This is a genomic window from Enterobacter sp. FB (assembly GCF_000805795.1).
GTDB lineage: Bacteria > Pseudomonadota > Gammaproteobacteria > Enterobacterales > Enterobacteriaceae > Enterobacter > Enterobacter roggenkampii.
Window position 1 is genome coordinate 125,373 of the sequence record NZ_JSZC01000013.1, and the last position, 17,423, is coordinate 142,795.

The following is a 17,423-nucleotide window of genomic DNA, read 5'->3' on the forward strand; positions in this document are numbered from 1 at the left end:
CCCGACTGAAGCGATCAGGATTTACTCAGCTTCTCTGATTTTTCCATGCATTTTGCCATTGCTTCAATGACGGCCGAGCGGAATCCACGCTCCTCCAGCACCCGCACCGCTTCGATGGTGGTACCGCCCGGGGAGCAAACCATATCTTTCAGTTCACCCGGGTGTTTGCCGGTTTCCAGCACCATTTTGGCGGAGCCCATGACGGCCTGCGCGGCGAACTTATACGCCTGGGCGCGCGGCATTCCGCCAAGCACGGCGGCATCGGCCATCGCTTCCAGGAACATGAAGACATACGCAGGCGCAGAACCACTCACGCCCACCACCGGATGGATCATCGATTCGGCAATCACTTCCGCTTCGCCGAAGCAGCGGAAAATGTTCAGCACATCGGCTACGTCTTCCGGGGTCACCAGCGCGTTAGGCGTGACGGAGGTCATGCCGGCGTTCACCAGCGAGGGGGTATTGGGCATTGCGCGAACAATTTTGCGGTCATGGCCCAGCGCGCGCGCCAGCTGGTCAAGCGTCACGCCCGCGGCAATCGACACCACCAGCGTCTCTTTATTCAGGCTGGAGGTGATGTCGCTCAGCACTTTGATCATGATGTTCGGCTTGACGGCGCCAAAGACGATATCGGCGACCTGGGCCACTTCCTGCGCGCTTTCGGCGGCGTTAATCCCGTATTGATCGCGCAGCGCGGCGACCTTATCCGGTGACGGGGTATAGACCCAAATCTGACCCCGCAGCACCTGCCCGCTGGCGATCAGGCCGCCCAGAATGGCTTTGCCCATGTTACCGCAGCCGATAAACCCGATTTTCTTGTCCATCACGATCCTCCGTCATTATGCGTTGTTTTCTCTGATTGATAGCTTAACAACGAAATGCAGGCGACAATAGTCGGCAGAGTCATTATGGGGAGACAATATGGCGATTTGGGTTGATGCGGACGCGTGTCCGAACGTGATTAAAGAGATTTTATTTCGCGCCGCCGAGCGCGTTCAGATGCCGCTGACGCTGGTGGCGAACCAGAACATTCGCGTGCCGCCTTCGCGCTTCATTCGTTCTTTGCGCGTGCCTGCCGGATTCGACGTGGCAGACAACGAAATTGTCCGCCTGTGCAGCGCGGAAGATCTGGTGATCACGGCGGACATTCCGCTGGCGGCCGACGTGCTGGAGAAAGGGGCGGCAGCGCTCAATCCGCGCGGTGAGCGATACTCGCCGTCGACCATCCGCGAGAAGCTTACGATGCGCGATTTTATGGATACCATGCGGGCCAGCGGCGTGCAGACCGGTGGGCCGGACAGCCTGTCACAGCGCGATCGCCAGCAGTTTGCTGCCGAGTTGGATAAATGGCTGCTGGAAGTAAAGCGCCGTACAGCGAAATGATAATTATTGTCAATGTGTGGTACAGTGTGGCCTCCACAGGGTTGTCATCCCGTACCGCTTTGCAGTAAAGTAATCGCAACATCTTCTGCAATTATTTCTTTACACTCTTCAGCCTTCCGGCATCAAGGGGAACACCTGGCTATGACCCAACCCATCTTTTTAGTTGGCCCCCGCGGCTGTGGGAAAACCACCGTTGGCCTGGAGCTGGCACGCGTGTGTCATCGCCAGTTTGTGGATACCGACCACTGGCTGCAAACCGAGGCCGGAAAAACTATCGCCGACATTGTTGAGCAGGAAGGCTGGGAGAGCTTTCGCGCACGCGAAACGGCCGCGCTGAAAGCGGTCACGACCCCGTCCGCGGTGATCGCCACCGGCGGTGGCATTGTTCTGGCGGAGTGTAATCGTCACTTTATGCGCGAAAAGGGGATTGTGATTTACCTCAGCGCGCCGGTGTCGGCCCTGGTTGGGCGTCTGGAAGCCTTTCCGGAAGAGGGGCAACGCCCTGCGCTGACCTCCAGGCCGCTGAACGAAGAGGTGAGTGAAGTGCTGGCCGAACGCGATGCGTTATACCGCGAAGCGGCTCACCACGTGGTGGATGCGTCCGCCTCTCCCGAAGACGTTGTGATTCAGATTATTACCGCCCTGCGTTTGGCGTGTGCCAGCTAAGCGGCGTCTATACTTATAGCTCAGACATAAAAAAAGGATGAGCTATGCCAACAAGACCTCCCTATCCGCGTGAAGCGCGCATTGTAACCGTTGAAAAAGGCCAGACAGGTCACACTGTGACCTGGTATCAACTGCGTGCCGATCACCCCAAACCCGACTCGCTGATCAGTGAACACGAGACGGAACAGGAAGCGCTGGATGCGAAGCGGCGCTATGAAGATCCCGACATAACCTGAGCGGTTTCCTAAACGCTCCAGGATCGTGCCTGAATCACACTTTTTACTCATCGTAAAAGTTAAGCAGGAGTTAATATTTAGTTAATACAAGTAACTCTGGTATCGGCAGGCGATCTTTACATTTCGGTGTCGGGATCACCTGCTACGCTTGGTGCTGTTTTGTTGAAAAAACGAACTGTGCAGCGTAGTGAGCCTGTACCTGTGTGCACGATGTTGGAGTAATGGAAGGCGATAAAGATGAAGGCAACGTTGGCGATCCTCACCATTGGTGTGGTCCCTGTAAGCGAAGTGTTACCGCTCTTAACCGAGCATGTATCTGAACAACAGATTACGCATCTCAGCCTGCTGGGCAAGATGAGTCGGGAAGAGGTCATGGAAGACTACGCTGTCGAGGCGGGGGAGGATCCCCTGGCGACGTTATTAAGTGACGGTAAACTGGCGCATGTTTCCCGCCAGAAGATCGAGCGCTCGCTGCAGGGCGTAATAGAAGTGCTCGATAATCAGGGATATGACGTTATTTTGCTGATGAGCACCGCCCCCATAAAGGGACTTACGGCGCGCAATGCGATTTTGCTGGAACCGATGCGCATCATTCCGCCGCTGGTGGCCTCCATCGTGGATGGTCATCAGGTGGGGGTGATTGTCCCCATCGAGGAACTCATGGATAACCAGGAGGCAAAATGGCACGTGCTGGAAAAAGTGCCCTTGTACGCACTGGCCAATCCGTTCTGGGACAGCGAGGCCAAACTCATTGCGGCCGGGAAGGAACTGCTGGAAAGAGGGGCCGATGTCCTGATTCTGGACTGCCTGGGGTTCCACCAGCATCATCGTGATTTACTGCAAAAAGCGCTGGATGTGCCGGTGCTGTTATCCAACGTTCTGATGGCTCGCCTGGCCTCGGAACTGCTCATGTAATGATTTTGCGTGACAGGTGATGAGCATGGCCCCTATAGTGAATTTTTATCTAAAAATATAAGGGCCAGTTCATGCTTCAGAGTAACGAATACTTTTCCGGTAAAGTGAAATCCATTGGTTTTACCAGCAGCAGCACTGGCCGCGCCAGCGTTGGCGTCATGGCGGAAGGGGAATACACCTTCGGCACGGCGGAAGCGGAAGAGATGACGGTCGTCAGCGGGGCGCTGAACGTCTTACTACCGGGTGAAACGGAATGGAAAGTTTACGCAGCCGGACAGGTTTTCAACGTCCCTGGCCACAGTGAGTTCCATCTGCAGGTGGCTGAACCTACCTCTTATCTGTGCCGCTACCTGAAATAAAAAATTAGCCGGGTGGCGCTAACGCTTACCCGGCCTACGGTTTGCCCGTTATCTCTGCGCTTCGCCGCCGAGACCTTCCACCAGATTCTGAATCAACGCCGCCAGCTCGCCGGTCATCAGGATGAAGTCCGCGTCAAAACGCTGGGCGTAATCTTCCCTGTCGATATCTTCGTTCTGATCGCGCAGCTCGTCGCAGAACTTCAGACGCTTCACGGAGCCGTCGTCGCACATCACGAACTGAATACGCTGCTGCCAGTCGAGCGCCAGTTTAGTGACCACTTTACCCGCTTCGATGTGGACGGCGATTTCGTCGCTCACCAGATCCTGCTTCTTCGCGCGGATCACGCCGCCATCTTCCAGCAGGGCTTTCAGCTCGGCTTCATCAAGGATCTGGAAACCCTGAGCCGCAGCACCGCTGCGTACCCATTCGGTCAGCGTCAGCTCGATCGGCGTTTCCAGCGCCAGCGGAACGACCGGTAACGAGCCGATGCTCTTACGCAGCAAGGCCAGCGTATCTTCTGCTTTCTTGGCGCTGGCGCAGTCCACCATGATCAGCCCGTTAACGGTGTCGATCCACATCATGGTCTGGCTGAAGCGGCTGAAGGCGCGCGGCAGCAGGGAGTGCAGTACTTCATCTTTCAGCGAATCTTTTTCGGTCTTTTTCAGCTTGCGGCCCTGTTCGGCTTCCAGCTTGAGAATTTTCGCTTCGAGTGCCTGCTTAACCACCGGCGTCGGCAGTATTTTCTCTTCTTTACGGGCGCAGACGATGATTTGACCCGTGCTGCTGGCGTGGGTCAGTGCATCGCTTTGTGAACCCATTGGCGGAACCCAACCGGTTTTCGCCATATCCTGGCTACCGCAAGGGGAAAAGGTATAAGCGGCTAACTGTTTTTCCATCTCTTCTGCACGCAGCGAAACGTCGCGGCTGAGACGGTAAACCATCAAATTTTTGAACCACAGCATGATAATTTCCACGGCCTTGTCGTTAAATCAGCGGGCATGATAACGAATTGTCGCATCGCTTGCATTGCTAATCGGGAAGCGTGCTTCTACTCTGTTGATAATCAAAATAATGAGGAGAGTCTTGTGCGTATTGGGATCGATTTGGGCGGCACCAAAACAGAAGTCATCGCACTGAGCGAGCAGGGGGAGCAGTTGTTCCGCCATCGTCTGCCAACGCCGCGCGATGATTATCACCAGACTATCGAGACGATTGCCAGGCTGGTCGAGATGGCCGAGCAGGCGACAGGGCAAACCGGCAGCGTCGGGATGGGGATACCGGGGTCGATCTCGCCGTATACCGGCGTGGTTAAAAATGCCAACTCCACCTGGCTCAACGGTCAGCCGTTTGATAAAGATTTAAGCGCGCGCCTGAAGCGGGAAGTGCGTCTGGCCAACGACGCCAACTGCCTGGCGGTCTCTGAGGCCATCGACGGCGCGGCGGCCGGCGCCCAGACCGTGTTTGCCGTGATCATCGGCACCGGCTGCGGTGCGGGCGTAGCGTTCGGCGGGCGCGCCCATATCGGCGGTAACGGCACCGCGGGCGAGTGGGGGCACAACCCGCTGCCGTGGATGGATGAAGACGAACTCAAATACCGCACCGAAGTGCCGTGCTACTGCGGAAAACAGGGCTGTATTGAGACCTTTATCTCCGGTACCGGCTTTGCGACCGATTACCACCGCCTGAGCGGCCAGCCGCTCAAGGGAAATGAGATCATGCGTCTGGTCGAAGCGCAGGATCCGGTGGCGGAGCTGGCCCTGAGCCGCTATGAAATGCGGCTGGCGAAATCCCTGGCGCACGTGGTGAATATTCTCGATCCGGACGTAATTGTGCTGGGCGGCGGCATGAGCAACGTCGACCGGCTGTACGCCACGGTGCCGAACCTGGTGAAGCAGTGGGTCTTCGGCGGCGAGTGTGAAACGCCGATCCGCAAAGCCGTCCACGGGGACTCCAGCGGCGTGCGCGGCGCGGCGTGGCTGTGGCCAGAATAAACGGCTCTGTAAGCCCGGTAAGCGAAGCGCCATCGGGCGAATTCAGGCAGCCACAATAAAAAAGCCGGGTGGCGGCTACGCCTTACCCGGCCTACATGTGGAGTGGACCTTTACTGCACGGCAAATTCTTTATCCAGCTTGCTGTACCCCAGCCCGTTAATCTTCTTCACTTTGATCTGCACCGGAATACGCTCTTTCATCGCCTCGACGTGGCTGATCACGCCGATGGTTTTCCCGGTGGCGTTCAGCGCGTCGAGCGCATCCAGCGCGGTATCCAGCGTCTCACTGTCGAGCGTGCCGAACCCTTCATCCAGGAACAGGGAATCGATCCGCGTTTTATGACTCACCAGATCGGAAAGCGCCAGCGCCAGCGCCAGGCTGACCAGGAAGCTCTCGCCACCGGAGAGGGTACGGGTATCGCGGACCGCATCCGCCTGCCACGTATCCACCACTTCCAGCTCCAGCGCGTCACTGGCCTTACGCTGCAATAAATAACGCCCGTGCAGGCGGTTAAGCTGCTGGTTAGCCAGCCAGACGAGATTGTCCAGCGTCAGCCCCTGGGCGAACTTACGGAACTTGTCGCCGGTGCTGGAGCCGATCAGCGCGTTCAGGTAACCCCAGTCATCCGCCTGGCGCGCGGCCTCTTCAATTTGCCGCATCAACGCCAGCTGGTGCTGCCGGTTATCGCTGTCCTGCTTAAGCTGCTGGCGGATCTCGCCCTGATGCGTGGTGTTCTCGCGCAGCTGTTGCGCCAGCTGCTGCAGCTGGCTTTGCAGCGTGGCGGCATCGGCATCGAGCCCTTCCGGCCGCAGTGCCAGATGAGACTGCAGCTGCTGGTTCGCTTGCCCGCACAGCGCCGCGGCCTGCTGGATCTGGTTTTCCAGCGACTGTTTCAGCTGTTCAAGGTGGCGAATAGCGTCGTCATCCAGCAGGGCGGCAAGAAACGCGTCCTGGTCGGCAAAGCAGCTCGCCGAGCGCGCCGCGGTGAACTGCGTCTGCGACTGCTGCAGGCGCTCTCGCTCCAGCCCTTCCTGCTGCTGTTGCGCGGTCAGCTGGCTTTGCAGCGACACGCACTCGTCGTGGATGGCGCGCCAGTTATCAGGAATAACCGGTTCGGCGTCTTCGCTGTTCGCTGCCGGAAGCGCGTCGAGCAGCGGTTTCAGGGCGTTTATGCGTTCCTGAAGCACGCCGTGCTGCGTTTGCTTCTCCTGCCACTGCGCGAATTCCGCTTCGCGGGCCTGAAGCCAGGCGGCTTCCTGACCCTCTTCAGGTGCGTTAAGTGAGAGCGCGAGCAGGGCATGTTCCAGCGCCTGCCGCGTGGCCGCCAGCTGCTGCTGATACTGCCGCTCCTGCGCGTCCTGTTCGTTGAGCTGGTTCTGCAGGGTGAGACGCTGACTGAGCTGATAAAGCTGGCGCTCGTAATGTTCCTGTTCGTTCAACCATGGCGTGATATCGTCCTGAATATTCAAGGTAATGTTCAGGGACGTGCAGGCTGCCACCCACTCTTTAGTGAGCGCTTGCTCTTCCTGAGAAAGCGTCTTCGCGTCGTCTGTCTCGCGCTGGATCTGCTGAGTCAGGGCATTTACCTGTCCCAGCACCAGCAGGCCTTCCTCTTTAAGGGCGACGACCTCTTTTTCCAGGGCATCACGGCGGCGCTGGTTATCCGTCAGCTCAAGCGACTGATATTGCTCAACGGCGGGATGTTCGCAGGAACCGCACAGCGGGCAGGGTTTACCCGCCTCAAGCTGCGAACGGTAATGCTCCAGCTTCTTGATTGTTGCTTCGGTTTCGCACAGGGCTTTCAGGTCGAGATAGTGCTGGTTTTTTTCTTTGTACTGCTGGCGGCGCAGCGTCAGCGTTTCATTGAGTTTATTTTGTTCGGCCTGCGCCTTCTGCACGCTTTCACCGCTCTGGCGCAGGCGCTTTTGCAGCGGCTGATAGCGGGCATGCAGCGACGTCAGCTGCTGGCGCAGCGTGCGGGACCTGGACTGCTGCTCCATGGCCGCACTGACCTCATCCGCCGTCAGCGTCAGCGCGTTTTCCGGCATCGCAGCCAGCCTGTTGCGTAATTCACCTATCCGCGCAGCAAGCGAGGCTAACTGCGTTTTATCGCGGTTAAGCTGAGAGAATTGGGCGCGCCAGCCTGCAATCTCCTGGCCTAACAGACGATAGCGCTCGTGCTCCGTCAGCCACTGCGCCAGCGCCGTCAGTTCGGCCTGTAGCTGCTCGTGGTTACGCAGGGCGGTATTGCGAATACGTGAACGCAGCGCGGTTCTGGCTTGTAAGCGAGTATTTACTTCGATAATTCGCTGCTGCGTTTGCGCCAGACGCGCTGTTTGCTCCTGCTGATGCTCCCAGAGCGGGCGAAGCTGGGCGGCGGGCAGAGCGAGCTGGAGCTTTGCCAGCTCAGGCGCAGCGTCCGTCAGCGCCTGTTGCGCCTGCTGCTGCATCGCGGTGACGCGCTGTTGCTCGCGCACGAGCTCATCATGGCGCGTAAGCCACTGAAAATGTTTCTGTTGGTTTTGCTGCTGTTCCAGCAGGGTTTTCTCTGCGTCAGTAAGTGCCTGCAAACTTTGCTGTAACTGCTGCTGTTGTTCTTCGCTCAACAGCACGACGCCCGCCGCCTGCGCCTCGCACTTTTCAAGCACGCTGCGGGCCGCTTTGTGTTTCTCAAACACCATGGCGGAAATCTGACCGTAGATTTCGGTGCCGGTCAGCTCTTCCAGCAGCTCGGCGCGGTCGCTCGGCTTGGCATTAAGGAAGGCGGCAAACTGCCCCTGTGAAAGCAGCATGGAGCGGGTAAAGCGTCCGTAGTCGAGCCCGGTGAGCGCGGCGGTTTGCTCCAGCTTATCCGTCACTTTGTCGGCCAGGATTTTGCCATCTTCGCAGCGCGCCAGCTCCACGCGCGGCGCCTGCAGGTTACCGTCCGGCTGGTTGCGCGCCCGGTTCTGGCTCCAGAAGGCGCGATAGGCGGTGCCTTTTACCTCGAACTCCACTTCCGCCAGACACTCGGCGGTGTCGCGGGTCATCAGGTCATTTTGCGCCTGGGAGACTTTATTCAGGCGCGGCGTTTCGTGATAAAGCGCCAGACAGATGGCATCGAGCAGGGTGGTTTTACCTGCCCCGGTTGCGCCGGTGATGGCAAACAGCCCGTTGCTGGCAAACGGCTCAGCGGTAAAGTCAATTTTCCACTCGCCCTTGAGGGAGTTGAGATTTTTCAGGCGCAGGCTCAGAATTTTCATGCGTTTTCTTCCTCATCATTGAGCGCATGCAGGGTATGGCTGAAAAGTTCGCTGAGTCTTGCGCGCTTCGCATCGTCAATCTCCTCCTGTGAGAGCCTGCGTTCAAATACCTCTTCGACCCCCAGTTCACTGAGCGTTTCGCGTTGAGCGCTTAGCAGAATTTTCTCGCGCTGCTCGCGGCTGCGGCGCACCAGCAAGACCTCTACCGGCAGGTCTTGCTGGTGCGCCTGGATTTTCCGCTGCATATCGTGCAGGTAGTCGTCGGTGGTGATTTCGATGTCCAGCCAGATGGGGGGATCTTGCTCGACGCCGCGCCACTGCTCCAGCTGGGCGGTGATGGCATCGAGATCGCCTTTCAGCACCGCCAGCGGTTGAGTTACGGGCACCTCCAGCGTGTCGACGGCGCTGAGTTTTCCGTCGGAGAAGGTCACCAGATGTACGGATTTGGCTTTGCCCGTTTCGTCAAAGCTGAGCGAAAGGGGCGAGCCGCAGTAGCGGATGTGCTCGCAGCCGCCGACGATCTGCGCCCGGTGGATGTGTCCGAGCGCAATGTAGTCGGCTGGCGGGAAGTGCTGCGCCGGAAAGGCGTCCAGCGTGCCAATATAGATGTCACGCACGGCGTCACTTTTACTGGCCCCGACGGTGGTCAGGTGCCCGGTCGCAATCACCGGAATCGGCTGGTCACCGCGCAGGGCACAGGCTTCGGCGTGCTGCTGGCGGTAATAGTCGGCGATCGCCTGTAACAAATGCTGCTGCTTTTCCGCGCCCGACAGCCCCGCCTGGCTTTGCACGATGTCGCGCGGACGCAAAAAGGGAATCGGACACAGTACCGCCCCGGGCGACCCGTCGCGCTTTTTCAGGATCTGCGGGGCGTGCCCGGCGCTGGCGACGACGGTGGTATTGAGAAACGCCAGGATGTCGCGGGATTCGTTAAGCGTCGCGACGGAATCATGGTTGCCGGCGACAATCACCAGATGACAGCCGGTTTGCTGCAGATTCACCACGAAGCGGTTGTACAGCTCACGGGCATAGCTTGGCGGCGAGCCGGTATCAAAAATATCTCCCGCCACGATAATCGCGTCCACCTCATGCGTCCGGGCCGTTTCCAGCAGCCAGTTCAGGAACGCTTCATGTTCAGCCGCACGGCTTTTGCTGTAAAAATTTTGACCCAGATGCCAGTCCGAGGTGTGAAGTATGCGCATAGCTGATCCGTGGCAAAAAAGAGAAAGCAGGATTATAAACGTTCAGAGAAGGGAAAATAACCGCTGTAATAAAACAACAGTTTGCCATTTATAGTGGTACTGTTTTTCATAAATCTGTCATAAATCTGACGCATAATGGCGCCGAATTACAAACTTGTAACGTAAATAAGATAAGACAGGGCAAAGTATGGCGAGACGTATTCTGGTCGTAGAAGATGAAGCTCCAATTCGTGAAATGGTGTGCTTCGTGCTCGAGCAAAACGGCTTCCAGCCGGTTGAAGCGGAAGATTATGACAGCGCAGTGAACCAGCTGAATGAACCCTGGCCCGATCTGATTCTGCTGGACTGGATGCTGCCCGGCGGCTCCGGACTGCAGTTTATCAAACACCTGAAGCGTGAAGCGCTGACCCGTGACATCCCGGTTGTGATGCTTACGGCGCGCGGAGAAGAAGAGGATCGTGTGCGCGGTCTGGAGACCGGAGCGGACGATTACATTACCAAACCGTTCTCCCCCAAAGAGCTGGTGGCCCGCATTAAAGCCGTGATGCGCCGTATTTCGCCGATGGCGGTGGAAGAGGTGATTGAGATGCAGGGGCTGAGCCTTGATCCGACTTCTCACCGCGTGATGACCGGTGAAAATCCCCTCGACATGGGGCCTACCGAATTTAAACTTCTGCACTTTTTTATGACCCACCCGGAACGCGTGTACAGCCGCGAGCAGTTGCTGAATAACGTCTGGGGAACTAACGTGTATGTCGAAGACCGGACGGTTGACGTACATATCCGCCGCCTGCGAAAAGCGCTGGAACTGAGCGGCCACGATCGCATGGTGCAGACGGTCCGCGGCACGGGTTATCGTTTTTCTACCCGTTTCTGAATAATGACAGGAGTGTGACGCGTGCTGGAACGTCTGTCATGGAAAAGGCTCGTCTTTGAACTGATCTTATGCTGTATTCCGGCCTTCATTCTGGGGGCCTTTCTTGGACATCTGCCGTGGTTTCTGCTGGCGTCGGTCACCGGGCTGCTGATCTGGCATTTCTGGAACCTGCTGCGCCTCTCCTGGTGGCTGTGGGTTGACCGAAGCATGACGCCGCCGCCCGGAAGCGGCAGCTGGGAGCCGCTGCTGTACGGTCTGCACCAGATGCAGATGCGAAATAAAAAGCGCCGCCGCGAGCTGGGAAGCCTGATTAAGCGTTTTCGCAGCGGTGCGGAGTCGCTACCGGATGCGGTCATTCTGACCACCGAAGAAGGGACGATCTTCTGGTGTAACGGCCTGGCGCAGCAGCTGCTGGGCCTGCGCTGGCCGGACGATAATGGCCAGAATATCCTCAACCTTCTGCGTTATCCCGAGTTCACGCTGTACCTGAAAAAGCGTGATTTTACCCGTCCGCACAATCTCAAGCTCAATAACGGTCGCCATCTGGAGATCCGCGTGATGCCCTACAGCGATAAGCAGTGGCTGATGGTGGCGCGCGACGTCACCCAGATGCACCAGCTGGAAGGGGCGCGCCGCAACTTCTTCGCCAACGTCAGTCACGAATTGCGTACCCCGCTGACCGTGCTTCAGGGCTACCTGGAGATGATGCAGGAGCAAACGCTGGAAGGTGCGCCGCGTGAAAAAGCGCTGCACACCATGCGCGAGCAAACGCACCGGATGGAAGGCCTGGTGAAGCAGCTGCTGACGCTCTCGAAGATTGAAGCGGCACCGACGCTCGCGCTGAATGACACTATTGATGTGCCGATGATGCTACGGGTCGTGGAGCGTGAAGCGCAGACGTTAAGCCACAAAAAGCATCACCTGACCTTTGAGGTCGACAACACGCTAAAGGTGCTGGGCAGTGAAGATGAGCTGCGCAGCGCTATCTCCAACCTGGTGTATAACGCGGTAAACCATACGCCGGAAGGGACGGAGATCGTGGTGCGCTGGCAGCATACCCCAACGGGGGCCGAGTTTAGCGTGGAGGACAACGGGCCGGGGATCGCGCCGGAGCATATTCCGCGTCTGACCGAGCGCTTCTATCGCGTGGATAAAGCGCGATCGCGGCAGACGGGCGGAAGCGGCCTGGGGCTGGCGATTGTGAAACACGCGGTGAATCACCATGAAAGCCGTCTCGATATTCAGAGTACCCTGGGAAAAGGAACCCGCTTCAGCTTCGTGATCCCGGAACGATTAATTGCCAAAAAGATCGCCTGACGGCAGGTGTGTCATTTTACCTTTCCACGGGTCAGCCATCGCTGGCCCGTTTGCTTTGCAGTCAAGCGAAACGCGTGTGAATTTTATACGGCTGGCTGTTTTTTGTTCGCATGATTAGCCATGGGTTTTTCTTATAATTAGCGTATTGTGCTGGAGTGTATTTTCATGCTGGCATATTGTTCTGGTTTTACGATCCCACCTTGCCTTTAAACGTTATAAGCGTTTAAATTGCCCCCCAGATACTGTCAGACCGACTGTATTTGCGTGGTAAATCGAAAAACTATTCTTCTCCACGCCAGGACGGGAGCATATCCCGCTAAAATTGAGCAAATTTTCGGCTGTATCGTCCCGTCAGGGGCAGCGAAAATCTCAATGTTTTCAACACCACATCCACAGGCAGTAAGGTTTTATGACCCATCACTTAAAATCGCGTGACATCATCGCGCTGGGCTTTATGACATTTGCGCTGTTCGTTGGCGCAGGCAACATCATTTTCCCTCCAATGGTTGGCTTACAGGCGGGTGAACACGTCTGGACCGCCGCGTTTGGTTTCCTGATTACTGCCGTGGGTCTGCCGGTGCTGACCGTCATCGCGCTGGCGAAAGTCGGCGGCGGTGTGGATAGCCTCAGCACCCCGATTGGCAAAGTGGCGGGCGTTCTGCTGGCAACCGTATGCTATCTGGCCGTGGGTCCGCTGTTTGCCACCCCGCGTACCGCGACCGTTTCCTTTGAAGTGGGTATTGCTCCGCTGACCGGTGACGGCGCGATGCCGCTGTTCATCTACAGCCTGATCTACTTCGCGATCGTGATTCTGGTTTCCCTCTATCCGGGCAAGCTGCTGGATACCGTGGGTAACTTCCTGGCTCCGCTGAAAATTGTGGCGCTGATTGTTCTGGCGGTGGCGGCTATCGTCTGGCCTGCAGGCCCGATTAGCGACGCGATGGACGCCTATAAAAACGCCGCGTTCTCTAACGGCTTTGTGAACGGCTACCTGACGATGGATACGCTGGGCGCGATGGTGTTTGGTATCGTTATCGTTAACGCCGCGCGTTCCCGCGGTGTGACCGAAGCGCGTCTGCTGACCCGCTACACCATCTGGGCTGGCCTGATGGCCGGTGTAGGCCTGACGCTGCTGTATCTGGCGCTGTTCCGCCTGGGCTCCGATAGCGCGATGCTGGTCGATCAGAACGCGAATGGTGCGGCTATCCTGCACGCCTACGTCCAGCACACCTTCGGTGGTGCGGGCAGTATGCTGCTGGCGGCGCTCATCTTCCTGGCCTGCCTGGTTACCGCGGTTGGCCTGACCTGCGCCTGTGCTGAGTTCTTTGCGCAGTACCTGCCGCTCTCTTACCGTACCCTGGTGTTTATCCTCGGTATCTTCTCCATGGCGGTATCCAACCTCGGTCTGAGCCACCTGATTCAGGTCTCTATTCCGGTACTGACGGCGATCTATCCGCCGTGCATCGTGCTGGTGGTGCTGAGCTTCACCCGCCCGTGGTGGAACAACTCCTCACGAATTATTGCGCCAGCCATGTTTATCAGCCTGATTTTTGGTATCCTTGACGGGATTAAAGCATCAGCGTTCGCTGAAATTCTGCCAGCCTGGACACAGCGTCTGCCGCTGTCCGAGCAGGGTCTGGCCTGGCTGATGCCTACCGTTGTTGCACTGGTTCTGGCGGTTATCTGGGACCGTGCTGCAGGGCGTCAGGTCGCATCGAACGCCCATTAATCAACGGCAACAAACTGTTTAACCACGGGGCTTAAGGCCCCGTGGTTTTTTGTTTTTTTCGTGTTGAATGGCAAGATTTAAATGGAAAGCACTAACAAACTTAAACGTGGATTGAGCACGCGCCACATCCGCTTTATGGCGCTGGGCTCTGCTATTGGCACCGGTCTTTTTTATGGCTCGGCAGATGCCATCAAAATGGCCGGTCCAAGCGTGCTGCTGGCGTACATCATCGGCGGCGTGGCGGCGTATATCATCATGCGCGCCCTCGGCGAAATGTCGGTTCATAACCCCTCCGCCAGCTCCTTCTCCCGCTACGCGCAAGAAAACCTCGGCCCGCTGGCCGGGTTTATCACCGGCTGGACCTACTGCTTCGAAATCCTGATCGTGGCAATAGCCGATGTGACGGCGTTTGGCATCTATATGGGCGTCTGGTTCCCGGCGGTGCCGCACTGGATTTGGGTGCTGAGCGTGGTGCTGATCATTTGCGCCGTCAACCTGATGAGCGTGAAGGTGTTCGGCGAGCTGGAGTTCTGGTTCTCCTTCTTCAAGGTCGCCACCATTATCATCATGATTGTGGCCGGTTTCGGGATCATTATCTGGGGGATTGGCAATGGCGGGCAGCCGACCGGGATCCATAACCTCTGGAGCAACGGTGGCTTCTTCAGTAACGGCTGGCTCGGCATGGTGATGTCGCTGCAGATGGTGATGTTCGCCTACGGCGGTATCGAGATTATCGGTATTACCGCTGGTGAAGCGAAAGACCCGGAGAAATCCATTCCGCGTGCGATCAACTCGGTGCCGATGCGTATTCTGGTGTTTTATGTGGGTACGCTGTTCGTGATCATGTCCATCTACCCGTGGAATCAGGTGGGTACCAACGGTAGCCCGTTTGTCCTGACCTTCCAGCATATGGGCATTGCGTTTGCCGCCAGCATTCTCAACTTTGTGGTGCTGACCGCGTCGCTTTCAGCGATCAACAGTGACGTCTTTGGCGTGGGGCGTATGTTGCACGGCATGGCAGAGCAGGGCAGCGCGCCGAAGGTGTTCGCCAAAACCTCGCGCCGCGGCACGCCGTGGGTGACCGTTGTGGTGATGACCGTGGCGCTGCTGTTCTCGGTTTATCTGAACTACATCATGCCGGAGAACGTCTTCCTGGTGATTGCATCCCTGGCGACCTTCGCGACGGTGTGGGTGTGGATCATGATCCTGCTGTCGCAGATTGCCTTCCGCCGTCGCCTGTCGCCGGATGAGGCGAAAGCGCTGAAGTTCAAAGTACCGGGCGGCGTTGCGACGACCGTCGTCGGGCTGATCTTCCTGGTGTTTATCATTGGCCTGATTGGCTACCATCCGGACACCCGCATTTCGCTCTACGTGGGCTGCGCGTGGATCGTGCTGCTGCTGGTGGGCTGGGTGTTCAAATGCCGCCGCGACCGTCAGCTGGCGGAAGCGCAGTAAGGTAAAAATGCCGGGTGGCGCTGCGCTTACCCGGCCTACACTCCCTTTTGCCCCCGAAAAAACTCCTCCCCCGTCCTCCTCCCCCAATAAATCTCGTCATGGTGAGCTATCCTTAACCACCCTGTGGCAAGGTGACGTCAATTTCATCAGAGGGGATTCGCGATGTTAAACGCCTGGCACCTTCCGGTTGCCCCATTTGTTAAGCAAAACAAAGACAACCTTGTGATTACGCTCTGGCTGGCGGGGGAAAACCAGCCCGATCGCGTGACGCTCCGCGCCGAAATCGATAACGAAGAGACCGGGTTGAAAATGCACAAGCTGCGCAGCCAGCCGCAGCCGGGTATCACCGCCTGGCGGGCGAATATCGATCTGAACAGCGGACAGCCGCGCCGCCGCTACAGCTTTAAGCTTTTGTGGAACAACCGTCAGCTGTGGTTTACCCCGCAGGGGTTTAGCCGTTTCCCGCCTGCACGGCTGGAGCAGTTTGCGGTCGATTATCCGAATAACGGCCCGCAGTGGGTTAACGATCAGGTCTTTTACCAGATTTTCCCGGACCGTTTTGCGCGCAGCGAAAAGCGCACTGCCGACCAGGATAAGATCTATTACCACCATGCCGCGGGCCACGACATTATCCTGAAAGCGTGGGATGAGCCGTTAACCGCGCAGGCGGGCGGCTCGACCTTCTACGGCGGCGATCTCGACGGTATCAGCGAAAAGCTGCCGTACCTGAAAAAACTGGGCGTGACGGCGCTGTACCTCAACCCGGTGTTTAAAGCCCCGAGCGTACACAAATACGATACCGAAGATTATCGCCACGTTGACGCGCAGTTTGGCGGCGATGAGGCGCTGCTGCGCTTGCGTAAGAATACGCAAGAAGAGGGGATGCGCCTGATCCTGGACGGCGTGTTCAACCACAGCGGCGATTCGCATGCGTGGTTTGATCGGCATAACCAGTCGATGGGCGGGGCATGTCATAACCCGGATTCGCCTCAGCGCGACTGGTACAGCTTTAACGAGGAGGGCCGCGCGCTGGACTGGCTGGGCTACCCGAGCCTGCCGAAGCTGGATTTCCAGTCGCCAACGCTCGTTAATGAAATCTACGGCGGCGAAGACAGCATCGTCCGACACTGGCTGAAGGCGCCGTGGAATATGGACGGCTGGCGTCTGGACGTGGTGCATATGCTCGGCGAAGCGGGCGGGGCGCGGAACAATCTTCAGCACGTCGCCGGCATAACGCGCTCGGCAAAAGCCGCACAGCCGGAAGCGTTCGTTTTTGGCGAGCACTTTGGTGACGCGCGCCAGTGGCTGCAGAATGATGCGGAAGATGCGGCGATGAACTATCGCGGCTTTACCTTCCCGCTGTGGGGATTCCTCGCCAACACCGATATCTCCTACGATCCAAATCATATCGACGCGGAAACCTGCATGGCGTGGATGGAGAACTACCGCGCCGGGCTGTCGCATCAGCAGCAGCTGCGGATGTTTAACCAGCTCGATAGCCACGATACCGCGCGTTTTAAATCCCTGCTGGGCAAGGATGTCGCGCGTCTGCCGCTGGCGGTGACCTGGCTCTTCACCTGGCCGGGCGTGCCGTGCATCTACTACGGAGACGAGGTGGGGCTGGACGGCAACAACGATCCGTTCTGCCGCAAAACCTTCCCGTGGGCACCAGAGAAACAGGACAAAGTGCTGTTCAGCCTGTATCAGCGGCTGGCGAAGCTGCGTAAGCAGAGTCTTGCCCTGCGCTACGGCGGCTGCCAGGTGGTATACGCTCATGATAACGTCGTGGTCTTTGCCCGCGTTTATAACCAGCAGCGCGTGCTGGTGGCGATCAACCGGGGCGAGGCCTGCGAAGTGGTGCTGGATGATTCACCGCTGCTGAATGTCGCTGCGTGGAAGAGTAAAGAGGGCAAGGCGACAATACAGGACGGCGTGCTGGCGCTGCCTGCAATATCCGCGACGATCTGGTTCGGCAGCTAATACGCTATTGTTTCCACCTTTTAAGATGGCGCAAATGCAACGATTTGTGTCAATCTTAACAGATCGTTTA

At 57.7% G+C, this 17,423-nt stretch carries 15 protein-coding genes; 11 read left to right on the top strand and 4 right to left on the bottom strand.

The window, feature by feature from the left end; translation table 11 throughout:
- Window positions 1-14: 14 nt before the first annotated feature.
- Complete coding sequence (gene proC / locus PI91_RS07465; RefSeq protein WP_039265823.1) at window positions 15-824, bottom strand: pyrroline-5-carboxylate reductase; 810 nt, start codon at window positions 822-824, stop codon at window positions 15-17.
- A 97-nt stretch (window positions 825-921) separates the two neighbouring features.
- Between proC and PI91_RS07470 the strand changes: the two genes are divergently transcribed.
- The 5 genes from PI91_RS07470 to ppnP all read left to right on the top strand — a co-directional run bounded on the left by PI91_RS07470 (window position 922) and on the right by ppnP (window position 3,559).
- The gene (locus tag PI91_RS07470) at window positions 922-1,383 is read left to right on the top strand and encodes a YaiI/YqxD family protein (protein WP_021241674.1); all 462 of its coding nucleotides are present in this window, start codon (window positions 922-924) and stop codon (window positions 1,381-1,383) included.
- A 141-nt stretch (window positions 1,384-1,524) separates the two neighbouring features.
- Complete coding sequence (aroL, locus tag PI91_RS07475; RefSeq protein ID WP_008503273.1) at window positions 1,525-2,049, top strand: shikimate kinase AroL; 525 nt, start codon at window positions 1,525-1,527, stop codon at window positions 2,047-2,049.
- Between the two features lie 44 nt (window positions 2,050-2,093).
- Window positions 2,094-2,285 carry a protein YaiA gene (gene yaiA / locus PI91_RS07480; protein WP_008503272.1) on the top strand — a complete coding sequence of 64 codons (192 nt, stop codon included), beginning with the start codon at window positions 2,094-2,096 and terminating at the stop codon, window positions 2,283-2,285.
- A gap of 237 nt (window positions 2,286-2,522) precedes the next feature.
- Entirely contained in the window at window positions 2,523-3,200 is a 678-nt protein-coding gene (locus PI91_RS07485) for an AroM family protein (RefSeq protein WP_008503271.1), read from the top strand.
- Between the two features lie 71 nt (window positions 3,201-3,271).
- Window positions 3,272-3,559, top strand: coding sequence for a pyrimidine/purine nucleoside phosphorylase (gene ppnP / locus PI91_RS07490; RefSeq protein ID WP_008503270.1), 288 nt, complete (start codon window positions 3,272-3,274; stop codon window positions 3,557-3,559).
- Window positions 3,560-3,607: 48 nt separating this feature from the next.
- On the opposite strand, the gene rdgC is transcribed toward ppnP, so the two are convergent.
- Complete coding sequence (gene rdgC / locus PI91_RS07495; protein WP_008503269.1) at window positions 3,608-4,522, bottom strand: recombination-associated protein RdgC; 915 nt, start codon at window positions 4,520-4,522, stop codon at window positions 3,608-3,610.
- A gap of 123 nt (window positions 4,523-4,645) precedes the next feature.
- On the opposite strand from rdgC, the gene mak reads away from it, so the two are divergent.
- Window positions 4,646-5,551 carry a fructokinase gene (gene mak, locus PI91_RS07500; RefSeq protein WP_021241673.1) on the top strand — a complete coding sequence of 302 codons (906 nt, stop codon included), beginning with the start codon at window positions 4,646-4,648 and terminating at the stop codon, window positions 5,549-5,551.
- 110 nt (window positions 5,552-5,661) lie between these two features.
- On the opposite strand, the gene sbcC is transcribed toward mak, so the two are convergent.
- Both sbcC and sbcD read right to left on the bottom strand, forming a co-directional pair.
- Window positions 5,662-8,793: an exonuclease subunit SbcC gene (gene sbcC, locus PI91_RS07505; protein WP_039265824.1), complete on the bottom strand. Its 3,132-nt coding sequence runs from the start codon at window positions 8,791-8,793 to the stop codon at window positions 5,662-5,664.
- Entirely contained in the window at window positions 8,790-9,995 is a 1,206-nt protein-coding gene (gene sbcD, locus PI91_RS07510) for an exonuclease subunit SbcD (protein ID WP_039265825.1), read from the bottom strand. Before sbcD ends, sbcC begins: the two co-directional genes overlap by 4 nt.
- Window positions 9,996-10,182: 187 nt before the next feature.
- On the opposite strand from sbcD, the gene phoB reads away from it, so the two are divergent.
- From phoB to malZ, 5 genes are all read left to right on the top strand, one after another.
- Window positions 10,183-10,872 (top strand): phosphate response regulator transcription factor PhoB, encoded by a 690-nt coding sequence (gene phoB / locus PI91_RS07515; protein WP_008503265.1) that lies wholly within the window; start codon window positions 10,183-10,185, stop codon window positions 10,870-10,872.
- Window positions 10,873-10,893: 21 nt separating this feature from the next.
- Complete coding sequence (gene phoR, locus PI91_RS07520) at window positions 10,894-12,189, top strand: phosphate regulon sensor histidine kinase PhoR (RefSeq protein ID WP_008503264.1); 1,296 nt, start codon at window positions 10,894-10,896, stop codon at window positions 12,187-12,189.
- A gap of 409 nt (window positions 12,190-12,598) precedes the next feature.
- Window positions 12,599-13,918 carry a branched-chain amino acid transporter carrier protein BrnQ gene (gene brnQ, locus PI91_RS07525; protein WP_008503262.1) on the top strand — a complete coding sequence of 440 codons (1,320 nt, stop codon included), beginning with the start codon at window positions 12,599-12,601 and terminating at the stop codon, window positions 13,916-13,918.
- Between the two features lie 81 nt (window positions 13,919-13,999).
- Entirely contained in the window at window positions 14,000-15,373 is a 1,374-nt protein-coding gene (gene proY / locus PI91_RS07530) for a proline-specific permease ProY (RefSeq protein WP_008503261.1), read from the top strand.
- 162 nt (window positions 15,374-15,535) lie between these two features.
- Entirely contained in the window at window positions 15,536-17,353 is a 1,818-nt protein-coding gene (gene malZ / locus PI91_RS07535) for a maltodextrin glucosidase (protein WP_039265826.1), read from the top strand.
- Window positions 17,354-17,423: the final 70 nt, after the last annotated feature.